This window comes from Rhodoplanes sp. SY1, from assembly GCF_046000175.1.
In the GTDB taxonomy this organism is placed as follows: domain Bacteria; phylum Pseudomonadota; class Alphaproteobacteria; order Rhizobiales; family Xanthobacteraceae; genus Rhodoplanes.
The window spans coordinates 74,192-94,947 of record NZ_JBEOMB010000020.1 but is presented as its reverse complement, the minus strand read 5'-3'; the positions used below and the strand labels follow the sequence as shown (position 1 = coordinate 94,947).

The 20,756-nt window shown below is 68.4% G+C and carries 19 protein-coding genes and 1 pseudogene; 9 read left to right on the top strand and 11 right to left on the bottom strand.

From position 1 onward, the window contains the following. Positions 1-39 precede the first annotated feature (39 nt). From ABTU92_RS07435 to ABTU92_RS07425, 3 genes are read right to left on the bottom strand one after another with little or no spacing between them, the layout of a single operon-like run. A complete protein-coding gene (locus tag ABTU92_RS07435) occupies positions 40-594 on the bottom strand; it encodes a response regulator (RefSeq protein WP_170145693.1) in 555 nt (184 codons plus the stop codon). Continuing rightward, positions 575-2,029, bottom strand: a complete 1,455-nt coding sequence (locus ABTU92_RS07430) for an ATP-binding protein (RefSeq protein WP_408089160.1) — start codon at positions 2,027-2,029, stop codon at positions 575-577. The genes ABTU92_RS07435 and ABTU92_RS07430 overlap by 20 nt, the downstream gene beginning before the upstream one ends. Beyond that, entirely contained in the window at positions 2,029-2,859 is an 831-nt protein-coding gene (locus ABTU92_RS07425) for a PhnD/SsuA/transferrin family substrate-binding protein (protein WP_408089158.1), read from the bottom strand. Before ABTU92_RS07425 ends, ABTU92_RS07430 begins: the two co-directional genes overlap by 1 nt. A 435-nt stretch (positions 2,860-3,294) precedes the next feature. Between ABTU92_RS07425 and ABTU92_RS07420 the strand changes: the two genes are divergently transcribed. Genes ABTU92_RS07420 through ABTU92_RS07395 form a run of 6 tightly spaced genes read left to right on the top strand, consistent with a single transcriptional unit; the run spans position 3,295 to position 9,421 of the window. Continuing rightward, complete coding sequence (locus ABTU92_RS07420) at positions 3,295-5,979, top strand: molybdopterin-dependent oxidoreductase (RefSeq protein WP_408089156.1); 2,685 nt, start codon at positions 3,295-3,297, stop codon at positions 5,977-5,979. A 14-nt stretch (positions 5,980-5,993) separates the two neighbouring features. After that, positions 5,994-6,683, top strand: coding sequence for a 4Fe-4S dicluster domain-containing protein (locus ABTU92_RS07415; protein WP_408089154.1), 690 nt, complete (start codon positions 5,994-5,996; stop codon positions 6,681-6,683). Further along, a complete protein-coding gene (locus ABTU92_RS07410; RefSeq protein WP_408089152.1) occupies positions 6,680-7,120 on the top strand; it encodes a hypothetical protein in 441 nt (146 codons plus the stop codon). Before ABTU92_RS07415 ends, ABTU92_RS07410 begins: the two co-directional genes overlap by 4 nt. Continuing rightward, a complete protein-coding gene (locus ABTU92_RS07405) occupies positions 7,117-7,827 on the top strand; it encodes a molecular chaperone (protein ID WP_408089150.1) in 711 nt (236 codons plus the stop codon). The genes ABTU92_RS07410 and ABTU92_RS07405 overlap by 4 nt, the downstream gene beginning before the upstream one ends. Beyond that, positions 7,824-8,810 (top strand): cytochrome c3 family protein, encoded by a 987-nt coding sequence (locus ABTU92_RS07400; RefSeq protein ID WP_408089148.1) that lies wholly within the window; start codon positions 7,824-7,826, stop codon positions 8,808-8,810. Before ABTU92_RS07405 ends, ABTU92_RS07400 begins: the two co-directional genes overlap by 4 nt. After that, positions 8,807-9,421 (top strand): cytochrome b/b6 domain-containing protein, encoded by a 615-nt coding sequence (locus ABTU92_RS07395; RefSeq protein WP_408089146.1) that lies wholly within the window; start codon positions 8,807-8,809, stop codon positions 9,419-9,421. Before ABTU92_RS07400 ends, ABTU92_RS07395 begins: the two co-directional genes overlap by 4 nt. Before the next feature lie 45 nt (positions 9,422-9,466). Here ABTU92_RS07395 and ABTU92_RS07390 read toward each other — a convergent pair whose 3' ends face one another. The 7 genes and pseudogenes from ABTU92_RS07390 to ABTU92_RS07360 all read right to left on the bottom strand — a co-directional run. Next, positions 9,467-12,001, bottom strand: coding sequence for an arsenate reductase (azurin) large subunit (locus ABTU92_RS07390; RefSeq protein ID WP_408089144.1), 2,535 nt, complete (start codon positions 11,999-12,001; stop codon positions 9,467-9,469). A gap of 10 nt (positions 12,002-12,011) precedes the next feature. Further along, entirely contained in the window at positions 12,012-12,533 is a 522-nt protein-coding gene (locus ABTU92_RS07385) for an arsenate reductase (azurin) small subunit (protein ID WP_408089142.1), read from the bottom strand. 485 nt (positions 12,534-13,018) lie between these two features. Continuing rightward, on the bottom strand, positions 13,019-14,071 hold the full coding sequence (arsB, locus tag ABTU92_RS07380; RefSeq protein WP_408089140.1) for an ACR3 family arsenite efflux transporter: 1,053 nt from the start codon (positions 14,069-14,071) through the stop codon (positions 13,019-13,021). Positions 14,072-14,081: 10 nt separating this feature from the next. Then, complete coding sequence (gene arsC, locus ABTU92_RS07375; RefSeq protein WP_408089138.1) at positions 14,082-14,507, bottom strand: arsenate reductase (glutaredoxin); 426 nt, start codon at positions 14,505-14,507, stop codon at positions 14,082-14,084. A 53-nt stretch (positions 14,508-14,560) separates the two neighbouring features. Beyond that, positions 14,561-15,655 carry a phosphate ABC transporter substrate-binding protein PstS gene (gene pstS / locus ABTU92_RS07370; RefSeq protein ID WP_408089136.1) on the bottom strand — a complete coding sequence of 365 codons (1,095 nt, stop codon included), beginning with the start codon at positions 15,653-15,655 and terminating at the stop codon, positions 14,561-14,563. 45 nt (positions 15,656-15,700) lie between these two features. Further along, positions 15,701-16,228: an arsenate reductase ArsC gene (locus tag ABTU92_RS07365; RefSeq protein WP_408089219.1), complete on the bottom strand. Its 528-nt coding sequence runs from the start codon at positions 16,226-16,228 to the stop codon at positions 15,701-15,703. Between the two features lie 186 nt (positions 16,229-16,414). Continuing rightward, positions 16,415-16,546: pseudogene (locus ABTU92_RS07360) on the bottom strand (winged helix-turn-helix domain-containing protein); the annotation flags it as partial. Between the two features lie 473 nt (positions 16,547-17,019). Here ABTU92_RS07360 and ABTU92_RS07355 point away from each other — a divergent pair. From ABTU92_RS07355 to ABTU92_RS07345, 3 genes are read left to right on the top strand one after another with little or no spacing between them, the layout of a single operon-like run. Further along, complete coding sequence (locus ABTU92_RS07355) at positions 17,020-17,313, top strand: ArsR/SmtB family transcription factor (protein WP_408089134.1); 294 nt, start codon at positions 17,020-17,022, stop codon at positions 17,311-17,313. Beyond that, positions 17,310-18,362: a permease gene (locus ABTU92_RS07350; RefSeq protein WP_408089132.1), complete on the top strand. Its 1,053-nt coding sequence runs from the start codon at positions 17,310-17,312 to the stop codon at positions 18,360-18,362. The genes ABTU92_RS07355 and ABTU92_RS07350 overlap by 4 nt, the downstream gene beginning before the upstream one ends. Positions 18,363-18,374: 12 nt before the next feature. Further along, positions 18,375-18,608, top strand: coding sequence for a thioredoxin family protein (locus ABTU92_RS07345; protein ID WP_408089130.1), 234 nt, complete (start codon positions 18,375-18,377; stop codon positions 18,606-18,608). A 253-nt stretch (positions 18,609-18,861) separates the two neighbouring features. Here ABTU92_RS07345 and ABTU92_RS07340 read toward each other — a convergent pair whose 3' ends face one another. Beyond that, positions 18,862-20,739 carry an acyl-CoA dehydrogenase C-terminal domain-containing protein gene (locus ABTU92_RS07340; RefSeq protein WP_408089128.1) on the bottom strand — a complete coding sequence of 626 codons (1,878 nt, stop codon included), beginning with the start codon at positions 20,737-20,739 and terminating at the stop codon, positions 18,862-18,864. Between the last annotated feature and the right edge of the window lie 17 nt (positions 20,740-20,756).

The following is a 20,756-nucleotide window of genomic DNA, read 5'->3' as shown; positions in this document are numbered from 1 at the left end:
TGCGCGACGTGATCGAGATCGACCACCGGCCATTGCGCGTCAGCGTTCGATCCGATAGCGGCGCATCTTCTCCCACAGGCTCTTTCGCGAGATGCCGAGCCCCTGCGCCGTCTTGGTGACGGCCCAGTCGTTGCGGGCGAGGGCGTCGACGATGGCGGCGCGCTCCGCCTCCTCGAGGCTGCTCCGCAGGCTGCGGTCGTCGCCGGGCTCGGGGCTGCGGACCGTGACACGCACCAGATCGACGAGATCGTCGAGGTCGAACGGCTTCTCCAGATAGTCGAGGGCGCCGGCCTTCACCAGGCGCACCGCGTCGGCGACCGATCCGAACGCCGTCATGACCACCACCGGCACGCCGGGAAGGGTGGTGCGGCACAAGTCGAACAGCTCGGCCCCGCTGCCGTCGGGCAGCCGCACGTCGGTGATCACGAGGCACGGCTTCGGGCCGAGCTCGAGCTCGCGGCGCGTCCGGTCGATCGTCGCCGCCGAGACGACCGTAAATCCCTCCAGCCGGAAGCGGTCCTCCAGCGACACGCGCATGATCTCGTCGTCCTCGACGATCAGGATCGGATGAGGATCAGGCTGGCTGCGCGACAAGATCGGTCTCCCGGGGAATGCGGATGCGGAACGTGGTGCCGCGATCGGCGGCGCTGTCGACATCGATGCTGCCGCCCATCGAGCGGACGAGCCGGAGCACGATCCACAGGCCGAGGCCGGTGCCGTTCGGCCGGCTGGTGAAGAACGGGTCGAAGATGCGCTGCGTGTTCGCCGGCGCGATGCCGTGCCCCGTGTCCGTCACCTCGAACCAGAGATCGGTCGGCTCGCCCCAGAACCGGCACGACAGGTGGCCGCCCTCGGGCATCGCGTCGACCGCGTTGCGCATCAGGTTGAGCAGCACCTGCTGCATCTTGGGTCGGTTCAGGAGGTCGCCCGGCTGGAGGCCGTTGTCCCAGGCGAGCGCGATGCGGGCCGGATCGATCTCGGCCGCGACGAGATCGCGGATGTCCTCGAGGCAGGACGGATCGGCCGGCTCCCGCGCGTCCTCGACGCGCAGCTCGATCAGCAGATCCTTCACCAGGGCGCCGATGCGCCGCAGCCCCTTCTCGATCAGAGGCAGGTATCGCGCCACCAGCTCCGGGTCGTTCGCCTTGGCCCGCAGCGTGCTGAGGCAGTTCAGCATGCCGGCGAGCGGATTGTTGACCTCGTGGGCGACGCCGGCGGCGATGCGCCCGAGCGCGATCACCTTCTCGTTGGCGGCCAGCTCGGCCGCGAGCCGCCGCTTCTCGTCGAGCTCGACCGCCATGCGGTTGAAGCTGTCGACGAGCTGGCCGATCTCGTCGCGTCGCGACACCGGGAGTAGCGTCACCTCGCCGCGACCGATCCGCTCCATCGATTGCGCCAGGCTGCGCAGCGGGCGAACGGCGCGGACCGACCAGGCTGCCCCGATCAGGCTGCCGACCAGGGTCATGCCGAGCGTGAGCAGCAGCACGGTGATACTTGCGCTCCGCGTCGTCCGGTCGAGCTCCTGGGTCGAGAGCTGGACCCGGACGATCCCGATGGTGCGCCCTCCCGTCTGGACGGGCGCGACGCCCTCGACGAAGCCGTCGCCGTCAAGCACGCCGGGCGCCGTCATGCGGAGGGCCGCCTGCATCAGACGGTGCTCGGCGGAGTTTTCGCGCGCCGCCGGCAGTCCGATCGGGAACGCGGCGGGGTCGAGATGCGACAGCACGAGGCCCGCCGGATCGAGCACCATGGCGGCCACGGTCGCCGCCTCGCCGCCGCGCTCGGTGCCCTGGGTGATCTGCCGGAGCACCTTGTAGAGCGACCAGGTGTCGCCGCGCAGCAGCAGCTCCGGCGTCGTGACGGCGACCGCGCGGGCGAGCAGCAGCGCCTTGCCCTCGAGCTCGTCGCGCAGCCGGCTGCGGTCCTGATAGACCATGGCCGCCCCGATCGTCGCCGCGACGGTCGCGACCACGAGACTGAGGACGAGCGGCAGCTTGACGGAGAGGCTCGGAGACGGCGGAAGGCGCATCAGCGGCGATCGATGTTCCGGCCGACCCCGTCGTAGAGGGCGGGATCGGGCGTGGTGAAGCGGTCGAGCATCAGCTCGGCCAGGAGGCGGCGGCCGTCCGGGTCGCTGTCCATGGTCAGGAGCGCGGTCGCCATCCGCTCGCGGAGCGCCGGGTCGACGCCCACCCGGTAGACCAGCGGCGGAAAGCCGTAGGCCTCCGACTGCGCGACGATCCGGGTGTCGTTGGTCAGCGGCGATCCGTGGCGGGCCAGGAACTCCCAGACGTAGGAATCGACCGCGGCCCCGTCGGCCAGGCGGGCCGCGACGGCCTCGATCTGCTCGGTGTGGCCGTAGGTGAAGAAGGTGTGGCGGAAGAAGCTGTCGGGATTGCGCCCGAGCTCGTGGATCTGCCGGCGCGGCACCGCGTAGCCGGTATTGGAGTCCGGATCCGAATAGGCGAAGACGCGCTTCTCCAGCTCCGCCATGGTCTGCACCGGGCTCGACCGGTGCACGATCAGATAAGATCGGTACAGCGGCTCGCCGCGGAACACCGGCACGGCGAGGAGGCCGAAGCGTCGCGAGTCGCGATATTTGGCGTAGGGCAGGCTGCAGATCCAGGCGAAGTCGTGCTCGCCGTTCTCGATCAGCTCCATCGCCTCGCGATACGAGCGGCGCTGGACGATCTGGACGGTGCGGCCGACCTTGCGACCGAGATACGCGGCGAGACGATCGTAGAGATCCAGATGCTCTCGCACGACCGCCGCCGTGAGGCCGAAGCGAATCGGCGGGTCGGCGCGCGCGGGGGCGACGCACAGCATCGCGAAGACCAGCGAGATCAGGAACCGACGCATGTGTCCCTCCTGCGTAACGCGACGTCCAGGGTGTTACCGGAGCGTAACGTGAGCGGGGCGGCGTTACGCCTCGGTGCCGCTCCGGGGGCCGGCGACGATGGACGTTACCAAATTGGAACAATGACTTATTGAGTTATCTCAAGGCGTTCGAAAGTGCGGCGCCTATGCTCCACGGCACTGGTTCCCCACCGCGTGACTCCCATGTGCAGCCATCGCCGCCGTCCGTCTGCAACGGGATCTGACAGTCCAGATCGTGTCTCGGCGCGAACCGGCGCGGCGCTTCTGCCGTGGAGGCCCGGCCCCTGAAGGCCGTCTCCGGCCGGAGACGGATTCCGCACCTTACCCCCGATCCGAACAGCTCATTCCGCGTGGTCTCGGCCGCGCCCGCGAACCCGTGTGCCGCGCCCATGGCCGGATCGTCGAGAGGATATGCCCATGACAGCGTCGTCTGCGCCGCTCACTCACACCCTCGCGACGGACGCCACTCCCGATGGCGGGGTGCATGGCGAGTCCGGGAGCGCGTCGCGACGTGACCTTCTGAAGGGCTTCGCGTCGCTCGCCGCGCTGGCGACCGCGACCGGCGTTACGCCGATGCTCACGCCGCTCCGGCCCGCTGTCGCGCAGGGCGCCGCGACACCGGGTGCCGCCGCGCCGGCCGCCGCGGCCGAGACCATCAAGAGCATCTGCGTGCACTGCGTGAACTTCTGCGGCATCGAGGTGAAGAAGGTCGGCGGCGTGATCCGCTCGATCGGCACCGATCCGGCACGCCGCGACGTGTTCAATCACGGCATCTGCCCGAAGGGCGTCGCCGGCGCCTTCCAGATGTACAACCCCTATCGCGTCAAGACGCCGCTCAAGCGCACCAATCCGAAGAAGGGCCTCGATCAGGATCCCAAGTGGGTCGAGATCTCCTGGGAGGAGGCGTTCACGACCATCACGGAGCGGATGGCGCGGATCAAGGCGACGAACCCGTCCAAGCTGATCTGGCAGCACGGCCACGGGAAGTATCTCATCGGCGACAACTTCCCGCTCGCCTTCGGCAAGGCCTTCGGCACGCCGAACATCATCCATCGCACGACGACGTGCGAATCCGCCCGTCACGTCGCCGACGACATCACCTGGGGCTATCACGGCTTCCTGCCGGACATCGAGCACTGCAATCTGTTCGTGGTGTTCGGCTCGAACTATTTCGAGGCCGAGCAGTTCGCGCGCTGGATGGACCACGCCGTGACCGACGCGCGCGAGCGCGGCATGAAGGTGGTGGTGGTCGAGCCGCGGCTCTCGCATGTCGGCGCCAAGGCCGACATGTGGATCCCGGTGCGCCCCGGCAAGGACGTCGCGATCGTGCTCGCGCTGTCCAGGCTGCTGATCGAGGCCGGCCAGATCGACACCGACTTTCTGGTGACCTACACGAACGCGCCGCAGCTCGTCGGCGCCGACGGGCGCATCCTGCGAGCCGGCGACAAGCCGCTGGTGTGGGACACGGCGAGCAAGAGCGCCAGGCCGTTCGAGGCCGGCGTCGTGCCGGCGCTGCGCGGCAGCTTCACGGTCGACGGCAAGCCGGTGAAGACCGCGTTCGACGTCTTCGCCGAGAGCCTCGGCGAGATGACGCCGGAGGCGGCCGGCGAGATCGCCGGCGTGCCGGTCGAGACGATCCGCGAGCTCGCCGCGATGATCGGCCGCGAGGCCCGCATCGGCACGACCACGAAGGTGGGCGATCTCACGCACCGCTACCGCCCCGTGATGATCCACACCTGGCGCGGCATGACGGCGCGCGAGTTCGGCGTTCAGAACTGGCGCTCGGGCCTGATCCTGCAGATGCTGATCGGCAATCCCGACGCGGTCGGCGGCATGATCCTCGGTCCGGTCGGCCGCAGCCCGGCCTACATGGCGCCGGCCTACTGCGAGTATCCGCCCAAGCGCGTCGACCTCGCCAAGAGCGTCTACTTCCCCAACGGCCACCACGACGTCTGCCAGCAGGTCGCGCTGACGGTGCTGGATCCGAAGGCCTATGGTCTGCCCTACGAGCCGGAGATGCAGATCTTCTACGCCACCAACCGTCCGGTCTCGACCTCCGACACGACGACGCAGTTCAAGTCGATGGAGAAGACGTTCAACGTCACCATCGAGATCAACATGACCGAGACGGCGTGGATGTCCGACATCGTGCTGCCGGATCTCGGGTTCCTGGAGTCCTGGCACTTCGCGCCGACGCGGTCGCATCCGTTCGCCAGCAACACCGGCATCCGGCAGCCGATCGTCAACCCCTACAACCTCCAGCACGACGGCTTCACGATCCTGTGGGAGCTGTCGAAGCGGCTCGGCATCCGCGACGCCTATGTGGATGCGATCAACGAGCGATGGGGCCTGAAGACCCACAAGTTCGAGAAGGGACGCGAGTACACCCCGCGCGAGGCGGTCGAGACCATCTGGCTGAACGCCACCGGCGGCAAGTCGTTCGACATCGCCGTCAAGGAGGGCTTCGTGGCGTCGAAGAAGACGCCGCAGCGGGTGTACATGTCCGGCGTGGAGGACAAGTTCAAGGGGCCGGGCAAGCCGAAGATGCAGCTCTACGCCGACTCCATGGCCGGCACGTTCGAGAAGGTGAAGCAGACGGTCGAGAAGAACGGGATCAGGAACATCGACGTCGCCCAGTACCAGATCGCCTACTCGCCGATCCCGCGCAAGGAGCACGCCTTCCCGACGCCCCACCGGGAGGCCGCCGACATGCCCTTCTACCTGATCACGTTCAAGAGCATGTACCGGAACCAGATGGCGTGCAGCAACACCAACCCGATCCTCAACTTCGCCCTCGGCAAGGACACCCAGGAGAACCGGGTGCTGATCAACACGACGGCGGCGCGCAAGCTCGGTCTCGTCGATGGTGACGAGGTGATCGTGGAGACGCGGGTCGGCAAGGTCACGGGCCGCTGCAAGTTCACCGAAGGAATCCGGCCCGACACGGTCGGCATCTCCTACCACTACGGCCAGACGCTGCCGAGCTACCCGGCCTACGCCCGCAAGGGAATCGACGTGAACCGCGTGCTCGAGCTCCACCCGGACAGGATCTCCGGGATGAACTCGTTCAACGACACCAAGTGCCGCATCACCAAGGCCTGAGAGGAGCCCCGATCATGAAGCTCGTTCGCGTGATCGACACCAAGCGGTGCATGGGCTGCCGGGCCTGCGTCGCGGCGTGTGCGGTCGAGAACAATTTCACGCCGGACTCGCCGTGGAACGTGATGGTGGAGTCCGAAGGCGGCACGTTCCCGAACGTCTATCGCACCTTCGTCACCATGAACTGCATGCATTGCGAGAACGCCCCGTGCAAGCTCGCCTGCGACAAGGCGGGCTTCAAGGCGATCACCAAGAACGAGCTCGGCGTCGTTCTGATCGACTACGACAAGTGCACGGGCTGCGGCTACTGCGCGGCGGTCTGCCCCTACGGCGTGCCGCAGATCAACGGGGCGAAGCTCGCGACCCTCTATCCCGGCGAGGCACCGACTCCGGTCGAAGCGGTGCCGGCGGCGGAGCGACACTGGACCCATCGCAAGCAGGCCGGCAAGGCCGAGAAGTGCACATTCTGCTGGCACAAGCTGGAGAAGGCCGTGGCCGACGGCAAGACCGACCGCATCGGCAAGGACCCGCAATACACGCCCGCCTGCGATCTCGTCTGCCCGGTCGACGCCCGCGCCTTCGGCGACGTCGACGATCCCACCTCCAAGGTCGCCAGGCAGATCGGCACCAAGAAGGCGGCCCAGCTCAAGCGTGAATACGGGGCCGGTCCGCAGGTCTACTACGTGCTGGAAGGAGGCGAGCGATGAAGCCGCTGTTCCCCTTGCTGCTCGCCGCCGCGCTGTGCATCGCGCCGGCGCTCGCCCAGCAGCCCACCGTCGCCAAGGATCCGGTCGCAAAGGCTCCGGCCGCCAAGGATGCGGTCGTCAAGGATGCGGCCGCCCCCGAGAAGCCGGTCGGCGCCGGCATCCTCTCGGATCTCATCCGCGAGGGCGACGTCTCGCCGGGCGACAAGTACAACCTCGAGATCGGCAGCCGCTTCCATCGGATCCACACGCGCTTCATGGCGATCCAGTGCGTGACCTGCCATTCGGGCGTGAAGTTCCCCGACAACATCCAGTATCTGCGCAAGGAGGAGTTCCCGCTCGCCGCCTATCCGGGCGCGGTCGATCGCGGCACCTGCATGGGCTGCCATCGCGGCGAGGGTGCGCTGGCGACGCCGTTCTACGGGATCGCCAAGCAATGACCCCGCATCCCGATCCGCTTCCGGCCGCGATGCGCAGCAGCGTCTACGGCCTGCTCGCGGGGCTCTGGGGCAGACCCCTGTCGGCCGAGACGATCGCGCGGCTGACGCGCGACGCGGCGCGCGACGAAGCCGGCGGGCTCGCGGCGGAGCTGCTCGCGCCGCTGCGCGACGGCGCGCCGGACATCGCCCTGCGACTCGGTGTCGAACACACTCGCCTGTTCGGCGGCCTGCAGGAGGGCTACGGCCCGCCGCCGCCCTACGAGTCGGTGTGGCGTGACGATCCCGCGGTCGGCACCGTCGCGGCCGCGGTCGCCGAGGCTTATCGGGTGGCCGGCTACGACGAGCGGGGCTTCGCCGGTCCGTGCGACCAGCTCGCCGAGGAGCTGCGCTTCGTCGCGGCGCTGTGCGCCGCCGAGGACGCCGCCGCGCGCGACGGGGCGGACGACGATCTCGCCGCCGCCCGCGACCATCGGCGACGGTTCCTCGACCGGCATCTGATGGTCTGGGTGCCGGGCTATTGCCGCGCGCTCGCCGCGCAGGCGCGCGAGCCGCTCTACGCCGCGCTGGCGCGCGTGACCGCGCAGATCCTCCACGAGGACTCTTTGGGGTTCGCGATGTCCGTCGATCGGGCCGGGGATGCTTCGGCATTCGGCTGCGTCCCGGCCGCGGGCACGGTTCCCGGAGATGGACCATGTCGCATGCAATGACACGATGGCTCTTCGGCGCGGCCGTGATGGCGGTCGCCGCCACCCTGACGGGTCCGGCTTCGGCGCAGACCAAGGGCCTGCCGTCCGCCGATCCCGAGACCGCCGCGATGGTGCGCCGGCAGAACGCGGAATGCACGTCCTGCCACAGCGAGGCGGGCCTGCGGGCGCTGCCACGCCACGACATGGACGTGAAGACGCTGTCCGGCCTCCTGGTCGACATCGCCCGGTTCGACACGTCGATCCATGCCGGCATGGCGTGCCGCACCTGCCACACCGGCGGCTATCGCGAGTACCCGCATGTCGGCGCGGCGAGCGGCAAGGCGGAGACGCTGCCCTGCGCCGAATGCCATGCCCAGAAGACCTTCCGGATCGAGCCGCAGGTCGCGCGCAGCGTCCACGCCAAGAACCTGAAGGACACGTTCACCTGCTCGAGCTGCCACGACTCGCACGTCTATCAGACCGCCGCACGGCTGCGCGATCCCGCCCTGATCGTGAAGCAGGACAACGCGATGTGCATCGGCTGCCACGGCTCGGACGAGAAGTTCGCGGCCGCGGCACGTCCGCTGCCGGTGCCGAAGAAGCGGCCCGATCTCGATGCGATCCACGCCTGGCTGCCCAACACGCAGCGACACTGGGCGGCGGTGCGCTGCGTCGAGTGCCACACGCCGGCCTCCACCACGCGGAGCCTGAGCCTGTCGCACGAGGTTCTGAACAAGGACCGGGCCGAGCAGAACTGCGTCACCTGCCACACCCAGAACACTGCCTTGCGCACGCGGCTCTATCGCTGGCAGGCGGAGACCGAAGGGGCGCGGCTCGGCTTCGTCAACAGCGCCCTCATTGGGCAGGCCTATGTGATCGGCGCCACCCGCAACACCTATTTCGACACCATCGGCATCGCCCTGGTGGTGCTCGCGCTCGGCGGGGTCGCCCTGCACGGCCTCGGCCGCGTGGTGGCGGGGCTGGGACGGGGAGGCAGCAAATGAGCGAGCGCATCTTCATCCTGCCGCTGTGGATCCGCCTCTGGCACTGGAGCAACGCGGTGCTGATGCTGGTGCTGACCGTCACCGGCGTCAGCCTGCATTTCGCCTCGCCGGACGCGCCGCTGGTGCCGTTCCGGCTGTCCGTGATGCTGCACAACAATGCCGGGCTCGCCGTGGCCGGTCTCTACGTGGTCTTCGTCGTCGCCAACATCGTCTCGGGCAACTGGTGGCAGTACGTGCCCAAACCGGATGGCTTCTTCGAGCGCTGCTGGCGGCAGACCAGATTCTACGCCTATGGCATCTTCCGCGGCGAGCATCATCCCTATCCGCCGACCCTCGAGGCGAACTTCAACGCGCTGCAGCAGATCATCTACTGGGTGGTGATGTATCTCTTGATGCCGCTCCTGATCGTCAGCGGTCTCGTCTTCATGTGGCCCGACCTCGCGCCCAAGCGTGCCTTCGGGGTCGATGGCCTGCTGCCCGTTGCGGTGCTGCACTACATGGTCGGTGCCATGATCGTCGCCTTCATGGTGGCGCACATCTATCTCGGCACCACCGGGACGCGGGTGAGCAGCCTGTTCAAGATGATGGTGACGGGCTGGCACGAGGAGTGACGCGAAGGCGCCGAGACCACGATCGATCTCGGCGCCGACGTCGCATCAGGTGCGGTATTCCGCCGACTTGAAGCTGAGCCGGCGTGCCGCCTCCGGGGCCGCGGCGAGCTTGCGGATGTCGGCCCAGGTCTGCTTGTAGTTCGGGATCACCAGCTCGTTGACGCCGCCGTTGATGACGTTGCCCTGCACGCCGGTCGGGTAGGCGAACAGCATGAAGGTCTGCCGCCGCTTCGCCGAAGGCGTCGGCTGTGCCATCGCCTGGGTCGAGCCCGCGTCGTTGTAGACCTCGACCAGGTCGCCTGGCGCGACGCCGAGCTCGTTCATGTCGTCGGGGTTCATCTCGATGAACGGCCAGGGCATGCGATCCATCACGAACTCGTTGTGCTGGTCCATGAAGGCGTTCTGCCACACCATGTTGGTGCGCCCGTTGTTGATCAGGAAGGCGTACTTCGCCTTCTGCTCGGCCTTGCCGGCGGCCTGCAGGCCGCGCCACGGCGTGATCATGAACCGCGCCTTGCCATCCTTGCTCGAGAACTTGCCGTCGGTGTAGAGGCGCTTGGTGCCGACGATGCGCTCCTTGTCGATCCCCGTCGCCGGCTCCTGGAAGCCGTTGGTGCCCATTGCCCGCAGCCTGGCGTAGGTGACGTGCTGGCCGCCCTTCTCGTGCTTGTGATAGCCGTCCATGAAGGCGTCTTCCTCGGTCGCCCAGTCGAAGCCCTTGAACTGGTCCGCATAGGCCGCCTTGCCGCGCTCGCGCAGCACCCGCTCCATCGCCTTGGCGAGCCGCGCCGCGATCAGGCAATCGGGCAGGGCGTCGCCGGGCGGGTCCATGTAGCGCTCGGTGAGCCGCATGCGGCGCTCGCCGTTCATCGAGGTGAGGTTCATCTCGCCGGCGATCGCGGCCGGCAACCAGACATGGCTCGCCTGGCCGATCTGGGTCGGCACGATGTCGACGTCGACCGAGAACAGCCCGCCCTGGCGGATCGCCGTCATGATCGCGTCGACCATCGCCTGGCGATCGCCCCACGGCACCGTGTTCATGGCGTCCTTCACCATGTCGGTGCGGCGCTTGTAGACCTGCTTGAACGCCATCGCGTTCAGCGTGGTCTTGTAGTGGTCGCAGGCCCACACGTGATGGACGCCACCGCGGCCCTCGATCAGCAGCTTGTCGACATAGGCGGCTGGCCGACCCACATGGGCGTCGGAGGGACGCGAGTAGCCCTCCTGATGGCCGCCGAGGCGCACCACGCCGCCGCCGGGCCGGCCGACATTGCCGGTGGCGAGCGCGAGATTCACGATCGCCCCGTTGGTGCGGTAGTTGTCGTTGCCCCAGATGATGCCCTTCTCGTAGCCGATCATGGTGCGGCGGCGCTTGCCGCCGGCCTTCGGCTCGGCGATCCACTGCGCCGCCTTGACGATGTCCTCGGGCTTCAGGCCGGTGATGCGCGCCGCCTCGTCGATGGTGGTGCGGTTGGCCGCGACTGCGGCGGCGAAGTCGGTCAGCGGATCGGCCGTGTCGACACCACCACCGCCGGGTCGCGAGATCAAGGCCGGTCCCTGCGCGGCGGCGAGCGTGCTCGCCGCGATGAAGTCGCGGTCGATCCAGCCCTTGTCGGCAACGTAGGTGAGGAGTGCGTTGAAAAGCACCAGATCGGTGCCGGGCTCGATCGCGAGGTGCAGCACCCGGTCCTTGCCGGCTTCGGTCTCGCAGGCCGAGACCGTGAGGGTACGGCGCGGATCGACGATGACGATGCGGCCCGCCTCGACCGGCTCGCCTGGAAGCTCGCGCCGCTTCTTGTCGAGCGAGGTGCCGCGCAGGTTCGGGATCCAGTGGTTGAGGAAATAGTTGGTCTGGGTCTCCAGCGGGTTGGTGCCGACCGCGACGATGGTGTCGGCGAGCTCGGCGTCCTCGTAGCAGTTGTTCAGCTCGCCGACGCCCATGTCGCGGGTCGCGTGGACCTCGGAGTTGTAGGCGGGCCGATTGTGGATGCGGACGTTCTTCACCTTCATGGCGCCGAAGTAGAGCTTGCCGGTGCCCCAGGTGTTCTCGTAGCCGCCGGCCGAGCCGCCGTGGTCGAACATCGAGACGAACAGGCCGTCCTCGCCCTGCTCGTCGATCACGGCCGCGGTGACGCGGGCGACGAGGTCGAGCGCGTCGTCCCAGTCGGTCGGCTGCATCGCCCCGTAGCGCCACACCATCGGCGTGGTCAGGCGGGCGAGCTGGGTGCCGCGTTGCAGCGAGGTGTGGTTCTCGGCCATGCGGGCGCCGCGGATGGAGCCGAGGCCGGAGTTCACGACGCAGTCTGGATCGGGCTTGATGACCAGATGAACATCTTTCCCGTCCTGCTTGACGATGTTGTACATCGACGGTGCGTACCAGGCCGCCGTCTCGGCCGGCTGCTGCTTGCCGAGATCGACGCCGAGCTTGTTGGCGGTCGCGGCGAACCCGCCCTGCTGGTTGATCGGCCAAGTGTAGGCCTTGTAGCCGCACCCGACGATGCAGTAGTGGCAGGTGACGTTGTGCTCCTTGGCGCTGGTCGGGATGATCGGCAGGCGATCGACGTGCCGCTTGTAGGTCATGGCGATCTCCTCACAGCACGTTGTTGAGCCGGCCGTACAGAAGCTCGTCGACGCCCTCGGCGTGGATGTCGCCCTTGCCGTCGACCCGCAGCGCGTATTGCGCCAGGTTCTGGGTCGCGTGCCCCCAGATCTGCTGGCCGCCTCTCTCGCAGTCGTAGCGGGCGTAGTGCCCCGGACAGTTGAGCGTCCGGTCCTCCTTGACATAGGCGAGCGGGAAGCCCTTGTGCGGGCAGACGGTCGAGTAGCCGACGACGTCGCCGTCGGGGCCGACGCCGCCGGGCACCCGCGTGCCGAGCTTGATCAGCACGCCGGGCGCATCCTTGTCCGGATAGGCGACGGCGAGTGGCTCGTCGATCTTCAGCTGTGACAGGTTGGCGAGCCGGCGCGAAGGATACTCGACCAGGGCCGGCGCCGGGGCTGCGTCCGCGTGCGGCACCGCGGCGGCGGACGCGGCGGCGCCCGCCGCGGCGACGCCAAGGCCGCCGAGAAACCGGCGGCGGCCCACCTCGACCATCAGATCACATCGCTTCATGACGTTCTCCCTAGCCGCGACGTCGATGCGTCGGCGGTCATCATCGTTGTCGAATGGAAGCACGTCCGCCGGAGACCGGCAGACCAAGGGCTGTGCGTGATCGGCCGAAGCAGAGTTGCGCCTCCACTGGAGGGCGAACCGGCTCGGCGGAAAACGGCGGCTCAGCCTGCGTCGAACGAGACGATCGAGGTCACAGGGCTCTCCCAAATCTGATTAGTTGTTATTCTCTAATGCTAGTATCGAACTGAGGCGAACGCTAGAGAAAATCGATGCTCACACGCGCCGGGATGGTGAGTGACGCGTACATCTCGTGTAGCGACGCGACACTACGCGACACGCCGCGGCGCGTCCGTGCAGTGCGCCACCGCACCTGCACGCGCCGCCCGGGCGCGCCGTTAGACGTTCGCTGCCCGCGGGACATGCGGCGCGTCCGTGCTCGTCCCCCGCCCCGCTCCGCTCGACCAGCCGGCTCACTCGTGCCCGACTCAGCCCTCCCGTGGCACGGGCCGCGCGGCGGTGCCGCGCTCGTACCAGTCCTTGCTGCGATTGACGATCCACACCACGGACAGCATCACCGGCACCTCGATCAGCACGCCGACCACGGTGGCGAGCGCTGCGCCGGACTGAAACCCGAACAGGCTGATGGCGGCCGCCACGGCGAGCTCGAAAAAGTTCGAAGCGCCGATCAGGGCCGAGGGCCCGGCAACGCAGTGCTGCTCGCCGGCGAGGCGGTTGAGCAGATAGGCGAGGCCGGAGTTGAAGTAGACCTGGATCAGGATCGGCACGGCGAGCAGCGCGATGATCGTCGGTTGAGCGAGGATTTGCTCGCCCTGGAAGCCGAACAGCAGAACGAGCGTCGCCAGCAGCGCGACGAGCGAGACCGGCCCGAGCCGCGCCAGCGCGCGGGCGAGCGCCGGCTCGCCGCCCGAGGCGAGCAGGCGGCGGCGCATCACCTGGGCGATCGCCACCGGCACTACGATGTAGAGTACGACCGAAAGCACCAGGGTGTCCCACGGCACCGTGATGGCCGACAGGCCGAGCAGCAGGCCGACGATCGGCGCGAAGGCGAAAACCATGATGACGTCGTTGACGGCGACCTGCGACAGGGTGAAATGCGGTTCGCCTTTGGTCAGGTTCGACCACACGAACACCATGGCGGTGCAGGGGGCGGCCGCCAGGATGATCAGGCCCGCGATGTAGGAGTTGATCTGGTCCGCCGGCAGCCACGGCCGGAACAGGTATCCGACGAAGAGCCAGCCGAGCGCCGCCATCGAGAAGGGCTTGACGGCCCAGTTGATGAACAGCGTCACGCCGATGCCGCGCCAGTGCTCTCGTACCTGCCCGAGAGCGGCAAAATCGATCTTCAAGAGCATCGGGATGATCATCAGCCAGATCAGCACCGCCACGGGCAGGTTGACCTTGGCGATCTCGGCGCCGCCGACGACCTGGAAGACGCCCGGCATGAGATGGCCGAGCGCGATGCCGACGACGATGCACAGCGCCACCCAGACGGTCAGATAACGTTCGAACGTGGACATGTCGGCTCCTTCACGCGGCGTCGACGCGCCGGCCGGCGGCGTCGACCACCAGCTCGCCATCCTCCTTGCGGAACTCGCCCTGCTGCGGCGGCAGCAGGTCGAGCACCAGCTCGGAAGGGCGGCACAGGCGGACGGCGCTCGGCGTCACGACCAGCGGGCGGTTGATCAGGATCGGGTGTTCCATCATGGCGTCGACGAGCGCATCGTCGGGGAGCGCCGGATCGGCGAGGCCGAGCTCGTGATAGGGCGTGCCCTTCTCGCGGAGCAAGGCGCGCGGGGTCAGCCCGGCGCGCCGGATCAGGTCGACCAGCAGAGCACGGCTCGGCGGGCATTTCAGGTACTCGATCACGTGCGGCTCGATGCCGGCGTTGCGGATCATCGCCAGCGTGTTGCGCGAGGTGCCGCATTGCGGATTGTGGTAGATGATCACGTCCATGGTGCGGACCCGTCGTGAGTGGTGAGGCGGAAGGCCCCAGCCTCGGAGCGACCTCAGAACGAGAGGCCGGTGAGCGCGCTCTTGCTGATCGCCGTGATGTCGTCCGTCAGCGGGAGGTAGCCGAGCTGCGCGCCGTAGGTCTGGGCCTGTGGCGACAGAACCCACTGGGCGAAGTCGCGCAGCGCCTGTCCCTTGGCGCGATCGTAGTGCGGACGGAGGAACATCCAGCTGTAGGTCGTGATCGGGTAGGCGCCCGGGTCGGAGGGATCGACGACGGACGCGTCGAGCGTGTCGACCTTGGCGGCGCGACCGGCGAGAGCGAGGTCACCGGCACGCGCGGTCGGGGTCACGAGCGTGCCGGCCTTGTTCTGCAGGGCCGCCATCCGCAATCCGAGCTTCTGGGCGAAGCGATACTCCACATAGCCGATCGCGCCTTCGCTGATCTTGATGCGCCCCGCGACGCCTTCGTTGCCCGGCGCGAGCATCGTGCCCTTCGGCCAGTCGATCTGCTTGCCGACGCCCATGCCCTTGGCGCGCCACGCCGGGTCGGCGGCGGCGAGGTGCTTGACGAACGCCGCGGTGGTGCCGCTCGAGTCCTGCCGGGCGACGAGCACGATGTCGCGCGACGGCAGGGCCAGGCCGGGATTGGCGGCCCTGATGCGCGGGTCGTCCCAGCGCTTGATCCGGCCGGCGAAGATGTCGGGATAGACCTCCCGCGGCAGCTTGATCTCGCTGGTCACGCCCGGGATGTTGTAGGCGAGCACGATCATGCCGGCCGTGATCGGCACCGTCACGGCCGGCTCGCGCAGCTTTGCGGCTTCCGCCTGGGTGATGATCTCGTCGCTGCCGGCGAAATCGACCGTGCCGGCGATGAAGCGCCTGACGCCCTCGCCACTGCCGACCGCGTCATAGTCGATCGGGCCTGCACCGCGGCCGACGCTGTATTCCTCGATCCACTTCTTATAGAGCGGCGCCGCGAAGGTCGACCCAGCCCCGTGCAGCGGCGGGGCCGTGGTCGCCGGCGACGACGACTGGCTCCAGGCGGTCTCGCCGGTCAGTCCCGCCAGGGCGAGCGCAAGTACCGTCGCGATGATTGACGTGCGGCGCGATCCGGCAGTCGGCGATTCGGCAGTCGAAGAGGTCGTCATGTCGGTTTCGTCCGCGTCAGGAGAAGGAGAATCAGCATGGCGCCATCAGGCGACCTTGGAGCTTTGCGCGGTGGCGCCGTCGAGCCGGCCGATGTCGTGAAGCTTGGTTCCCAGCGCCAGCCGGTCGAGCCCCGCGATCGGCAGGGACCTGAACACGGAGATGCGGTTCTTCAGGTATTTGAAGGCCTGGACGAAGGCCCGCTCCCTCTCGATCTCGGTGCCGTCGACAGCGGCCGGATCCTCGATCCCCCAATGCGCCGTCATCGGCTGGCCGGGCCACAACGGGCACGCCTCGCCGGCTGCGTTGTCGCAGACCGTGAACACGAAATCCATCACGGGCGCGTCCGGTGCCGCGAACTCGCTCCAGCTCTTCGAACGCAGCCCCTCCGTGGGGTAGTCACCGTCGGCCAGCACCTTCAAGGCAAGTGGATTCACGGTGCCTTTCGGCTGGCTCCCGGCCGAGAACGCGTTGAACCGACCGCCGCCGTGCTTGCGCAGAATGCTCTCGGCCAGGATCGAGCGGGCCGTGTTGCCGGTGCAGAGGAAGAGAACATTGTAAATATGTCCCGTCATGGGCGTCGTCCTGCGCGTGGGAAATTCGATAGGAGGTCCTGACGCCTCGACTGCTCGGACATCGCCGCACTGCTCCGGCCGGCCGCCGCAGCAGCCGTCGAGGAGAAAGCCGGCCAACGCGCGACCAGCGGCGACATTTGCGCGATAGACGATCGAGCGGCTGCGCCGTCCGGCCGTGACGAGGCCGGCACGTGCCAACATGCCGAGATGGACGGACATGGTGTTCGCCGGCACGCCCAAACGCCGGGCGATCTCTCCGGCAGCGAGACCGTTCGGCTCGTGCTCCACGAGCAGTCGGAATACATCCAGCCGCGTCATCTGCGATAAGGCCGAGAATCCGAGGAGTGCGTCCCTTGCTTCCATAATTCCACGATAATGGAAGCGTGGAATCGACGCAAGTGCCGGCTTGTCGTCCTATCCACTTCGCCTCCACGATGTGCCGGATCGCTTCGTCGGTCTGTCGGCCGCCCCCGGCTGGTGACCGGCTAGCGGGGGAGAGAGCCTGCGCGAAGGGCAGATACTTCTCTCGTTCGGACAGGTCGGCCGCGCGGCGAGGTTGATGGACGTCGCGTCGGCGAGCCGAGTCTATCGACCGCACCGTACACGTCGGTACGCATGCGTCGAAGTTGCAGCTGCGGGAGGGGCTGCGTATCGGCGCCGGCCGCCCTTTCCGGAAACGGGCGGAGGGAAGTAACGAGGTGCTTGACCGAACGATATCTCGGACTAAAATGCGGCTATCCGCATAAGCGTGATTGCGTATGCCCTCCCAATCCGAGAACGGGACAGCCCTGATGGATCCGACGGACCTCATGTCCGCGCTCGCCGAGGAGACCCGGCTCGGGGCCGTGCGCCTCCTCTGGGACGGGCAGGAGCACTGCGTGTGCGAGCTGATGAACAAGCTCGGGGCCACCCAATCGCGGATGTCGCGTCACATGGGCGTGCTGAAGGTGGCCGGCTTGGTGGTCGATCGCCGGGATGCGCAGTGGGTTCGGTATCGCCGCAATCCGAATCTCGATCCGCGCGTCGTCGCGGTCGTCGAAGCCGTTCTGGCGCTGCCGGCGCGTGAAAAGAGGGTGGCCGCATGACCGCGTCCGACACCGAGCTGGCAACCGTCCCGCGGACGGGGCTTTGGCTCGCCGGCACGGCGGCGTTTCTGGTCGCATGGGTTCTCGTCTATGCCCAGCTTCAGCCGTTCTCTGACTGGCTCGTCGGCCAGTTGCCGCTCGCGCCCGGCAGCCATCTCGCCGACGCCGTCGCGTTCTTCGTCTACGACACCCCCAAGGTGCTGATGCTGCTCACCCTGGTGGTGTTCGGCATGGGGGTCCTGCGCAGCTGGTTTTCCCCCGAGCGCACCCGGGCGCTGCTGGCGGGGCGGCACGAAGGGGTCGGCAATGTCGCGGCCGCCGCGCTCGGCATCGTCACCCCGTTCTGCTCGTGCTCGGCCGTGCCGCTGTTCATCGGCTTCGTCAGCGCCGGGGTGCCGCTCGGCGTCACCTTCTCGTTCCTGATCGCCGCCCCGATGGTCAACGAGGTCGCGCTCGGACTGCTGCTCGCGCTGCTCGGATGGAAGGTGGCGCTCGCCTATCTCGGCTTCGGCCTCGGCATCGCCATCGTGGCCGGCTGGGTGATCGGACGCTTCCATCTCGAGGGCTGGCTGCAGGACTGGGTCCGCAACGTGCGCTCGAGCGCCGCCGAGATCCCCGACGTCGAGGTCACGATCGTCGATCGACTGAAGGCCGGCATCGAGGCCGTGGTCGACATCGTCGGCCGCGTCTGGATCTGGGTCATCGCCGGCATCGCGGCCGGCGCCTTCATCCATGGCTATGTCCCGGCCGACCTGCTCGCCGCGATCATGGGGCGCGACGCCTGGTGGTCGGTGCCGGCGGCCGTCGTGCTCGGCGTGCCCATGTACTCCAACGCGGCCGGCATCATCCCCGTGGTCGAGGCGCTGCTCGGCAAGGGCGCGGCGCTCGGCACCGTGCTTGCCTTCATGATGAGCGTCATCGCGCTCTCGGCGCCGGAAATGATCATTTTGCACAAGGTGCTCACCGCGCGGCTGATCGCCGTCTTCGTCGCCGTGGTCGCGACCGGCATCCTGGCCGTGGGGTTGCTGTTCAATCTTCTGTTCGCATAGGAGTGCATCGTCATGAAGGACGTCAAGGTTCTCGGTCCCGGCTGCAAGCGCTGCGTCACCACGGCCGACATGGTGAAGGCCGAAGCCGACCGGCTCGGCATCGCGGTCACCATCGAGAAGGTCACCGACTATGCGGCGATCGCCGGCTACGGCATCGCGTCGACGCCCGGCGTCGTCGTCGACGGCAAGGTCGTCCATGCCGGCGGCCTGCCGAAGGCCGAGGACATCGCTCGGTGGCTCGCTTGAGCGTGACCGACCTCTCTTCCTGAAACTTGCTCACGCTGGGGGACGAACGGTCCGGCTGGTCCCAACAGCAATCACGACGATGCGTGACGGTGTCCGGCCACGCGGGCCGGACACCTCGCGCGCGACCGACTACAATGCCGGTCGGCCCGACGAGGTGACGGCGATGCGCGATGTCGCGCGTCGTCACCGTGCCGGCGCGACGGTCGATCTTGGTCGGAGTCGAGGTCGCGCGTCCCGCGCGGCGCGTCGCGGCTCAGAATGCGGCCTCCTCGAACGTGGTCACGGATCGGCCGCCGGCCATGATGACGGCGAACAGCGCGCCGGTCTCGGGCAGCATGTGGTCGAAGAAGAAGCGGGCGGTCGCGAGCTTCGCGGCGTAGAAGCGATCCGGGTCGCGGCCGGCGTCCCCGGCGCCCGATTCACCCGCGCTCACTTCACCGGCGCCGGCCTCACCCGTGCCGCGCTCGTGCGCGTCGGTGCGGGCGAGCGCGAGGGCGGCCATCCGGGCCCACAGATAGGCGAGCGCCACGAGGCCGAACAGGCGCAGATAGTCGGACGCCGCGGCGCCCGCCTCGTCGGGATCGGCGAGGCCGGCCCGGGCGATCTTCGCGGTCGCCTGCTGCAGCCGCACGAACGCCTTGTCGAGCGGTCGCACGAATTCGGCGAGCGCCGCGTCGTCGCGATGCGCCTCGAGCCACGCGGCGACCGGGTGGAAGAAGCGGCGCAGCGGACGTCCGGCGGCGAGGCCGAGCTTGCGGCCGACCAGGTCGAGCGCCTGCACGCCGTTGGTGCCCTCGTAGATCATCGCGATGCGGCCGTCGCGGACGTGCTGCTCCATGCCGTTGTCCCGGATGTAGCCGTGCCCGCCCAGCACCTGGACGCCGAGATTGGTCGCCGCGAAGCCGAGATCGGTCAGCAGCGCCTTGACGATCGGCGTCATCAGGGCGACGAAATCCGCCGCCTCCCGGCGGACGGCGGGATCGGGAGGCTGTGTCTCGAGGTCGAGATGGCGCGCCGTCCACACGGCGAGCGCCCGACAGCCCTCGACGATCGCGCGCTGGGTGAGCAGCATGCGGCGCACGTCCGGATGCACGACGATCGGATCGGCCGGCCGCTCCGGATGCTTCGCGCCGGACGGCGCTCGCCCCTGGAGGCGCTCGCGCGCATAGGCGACGGCGCCCTGGTAGGACGCCTCGGCGAGCCCGAGCCCCTGCACGCCGACCGCGAGCCGCGCCGCGTTCATCATCGTGAACATGGCGCGCAGGCCGGTGTGCGGCGCGCCGACCAGCCAGCCGGTGGCGTCGTCGAAATGGATCGTGCAGGTCGACGATCCGTTGATGCCCATCTTGTGCTCGATGCCGCCGCAACGGACGCCGTTGCGCCGGCCCGGTGCGCCGTCGTCGCCTAAGGTGCCGTCCGCGGCGGGCAGGAGCTTGGGCACCACGAACAGGCTGATGCCCTTCACGCCGTTCGGCGCGCCGGCGATCCGGGCCAGCACCAGATGGACGATGTTGTCGGCGAGGTCGTGCTCGCCCGCCGAGATGAAGATCTTCGTCCCGGTGAGCCGAAAGGAGCCATCGTCGTGCGGCACCGCGCGGGTGCGCAGCAGACCGAGATCGGTGCCGCAATGCGGCTCGGTCAGGCACATGGTGCCGGTCCAGGTGCCGTCGACGAGACGCGGCAGGATCTGCTGCTTCAGCGCCGCCGAGGCGTGGCCGTTCAAGGACCGGTAGGCGCCCTGGCTCAGCCCCGGATAGATGCCGAAGGAGAGGTTGGCGGACGAGATCATCTCCTGCACCAGCGTCGTCACGGTCGCCGGCAGCGGCGTGCCGCCGTGCTCCGGGTCGCAGCCCATCGCGGTCCAGCCGGCCTCGCGAAAACGCCGATACGCCTCGGCAAAGCCCGACGGCGTGCGCACCGTGCCGTTCTCGAAGATGCAGCCTTCCTCGTCGCCGACGCGGTTCAGCGGCGCCAGCTCGGTCTCGCAAAAGTGCCCCGCCGCGGCGAGGACCTGGCCGATCTCGTCGGCCGGATGCTCCTCGTCCGCCGGCAGACGGATCGGCACGAGGGCCGGGATCAGCTCGTCGAGCACGAAGCGCATGTCGCGCAGCGGCGCACGATAGGCCGGCATGGCGCGTCTCCCTCGTC

What these genes read in the sequence shown, in the direction of transcription:
- pstS (WP_408089136.1), bottom strand. Translation starts at nt 15,655, where the DNA reads ATGACGACCTCTTCGACTGCCGAATCGCCGACTGCCGGATCGCGCCGC.
- ABTU92_RS07340 (WP_408089128.1), bottom strand. Translation starts at nt 20,739, where the DNA reads ATGCCGGCCTATCGTGCGCCGCTGCGCGACATGCGCTTCGTGCTCGAC.
- ABTU92_RS07410 (WP_408089152.1), top strand. Translation starts at nt 6,680, where the DNA reads ATGAAGCCGCTGTTCCCCTTGCTGCTCGCCGCCGCGCTGTGCATCGCG.
- ABTU92_RS07365 (WP_408089219.1), bottom strand. Translation starts at nt 16,228, where the DNA reads ATGACGGGACATATTTACAATGTTCTCTTCCTCTGCACCGGCAACACG.
- ABTU92_RS07400 (WP_408089148.1), top strand. Translation starts at nt 7,824, where the DNA reads ATGACACGATGGCTCTTCGGCGCGGCCGTGATGGCGGTCGCCGCCACC.
- ABTU92_RS07405 (WP_408089150.1), top strand. Translation starts at nt 7,117, where the DNA reads ATGACCCCGCATCCCGATCCGCTTCCGGCCGCGATGCGCAGCAGCGTC.
- ABTU92_RS07385 (WP_408089142.1), bottom strand. Translation starts at nt 12,533, where the DNA reads ATGAAGCGATGTGATCTGATGGTCGAGGTGGGCCGCCGCCGGTTTCTC.
- ABTU92_RS07425 (WP_408089158.1), bottom strand. Translation starts at nt 2,859, where the DNA reads ATGCGTCGGTTCCTGATCTCGCTGGTCTTCGCGATGCTGTGCGTCGCC.
- ABTU92_RS07345 (WP_408089130.1), top strand. Translation starts at nt 18,375, where the DNA reads ATGAAGGACGTCAAGGTTCTCGGTCCCGGCTGCAAGCGCTGCGTCACC.
- ABTU92_RS07420 (WP_408089156.1), top strand. Translation starts at nt 3,295, where the DNA reads ATGACAGCGTCGTCTGCGCCGCTCACTCACACCCTCGCGACGGACGCC.
- arsC (WP_408089138.1), bottom strand. Translation starts at nt 14,507, where the DNA reads ATGGACGTGATCATCTACCACAATCCGCAATGCGGCACCTCGCGCAAC.
- arsB (WP_408089140.1), bottom strand. Translation starts at nt 14,071, where the DNA reads ATGTCCACGTTCGAACGTTATCTGACCGTCTGGGTGGCGCTGTGCATC.
- ABTU92_RS07390 (WP_408089144.1), bottom strand. Translation starts at nt 12,001, where the DNA reads ATGACCTACAAGCGGCACGTCGATCGCCTGCCGATCATCCCGACCAGC.
- ABTU92_RS07350 (WP_408089132.1), top strand. Translation starts at nt 17,310, where the DNA reads ATGACCGCGTCCGACACCGAGCTGGCAACCGTCCCGCGGACGGGGCTT.
- ABTU92_RS07395 (WP_408089146.1), top strand. Translation starts at nt 8,807, where the DNA reads ATGAGCGAGCGCATCTTCATCCTGCCGCTGTGGATCCGCCTCTGGCAC.
- ABTU92_RS07415 (WP_408089154.1), top strand. Translation starts at nt 5,994, where the DNA reads ATGAAGCTCGTTCGCGTGATCGACACCAAGCGGTGCATGGGCTGCCGG.
- ABTU92_RS07355 (WP_408089134.1), top strand. Translation starts at nt 17,020, where the DNA reads ATGGATCCGACGGACCTCATGTCCGCGCTCGCCGAGGAGACCCGGCTC.
- ABTU92_RS07430 (WP_408089160.1), bottom strand. Translation starts at nt 2,029, where the DNA reads ATGCGCCTTCCGCCGTCTCCGAGCCTCTCCGTCAAGCTGCCGCTCGTC.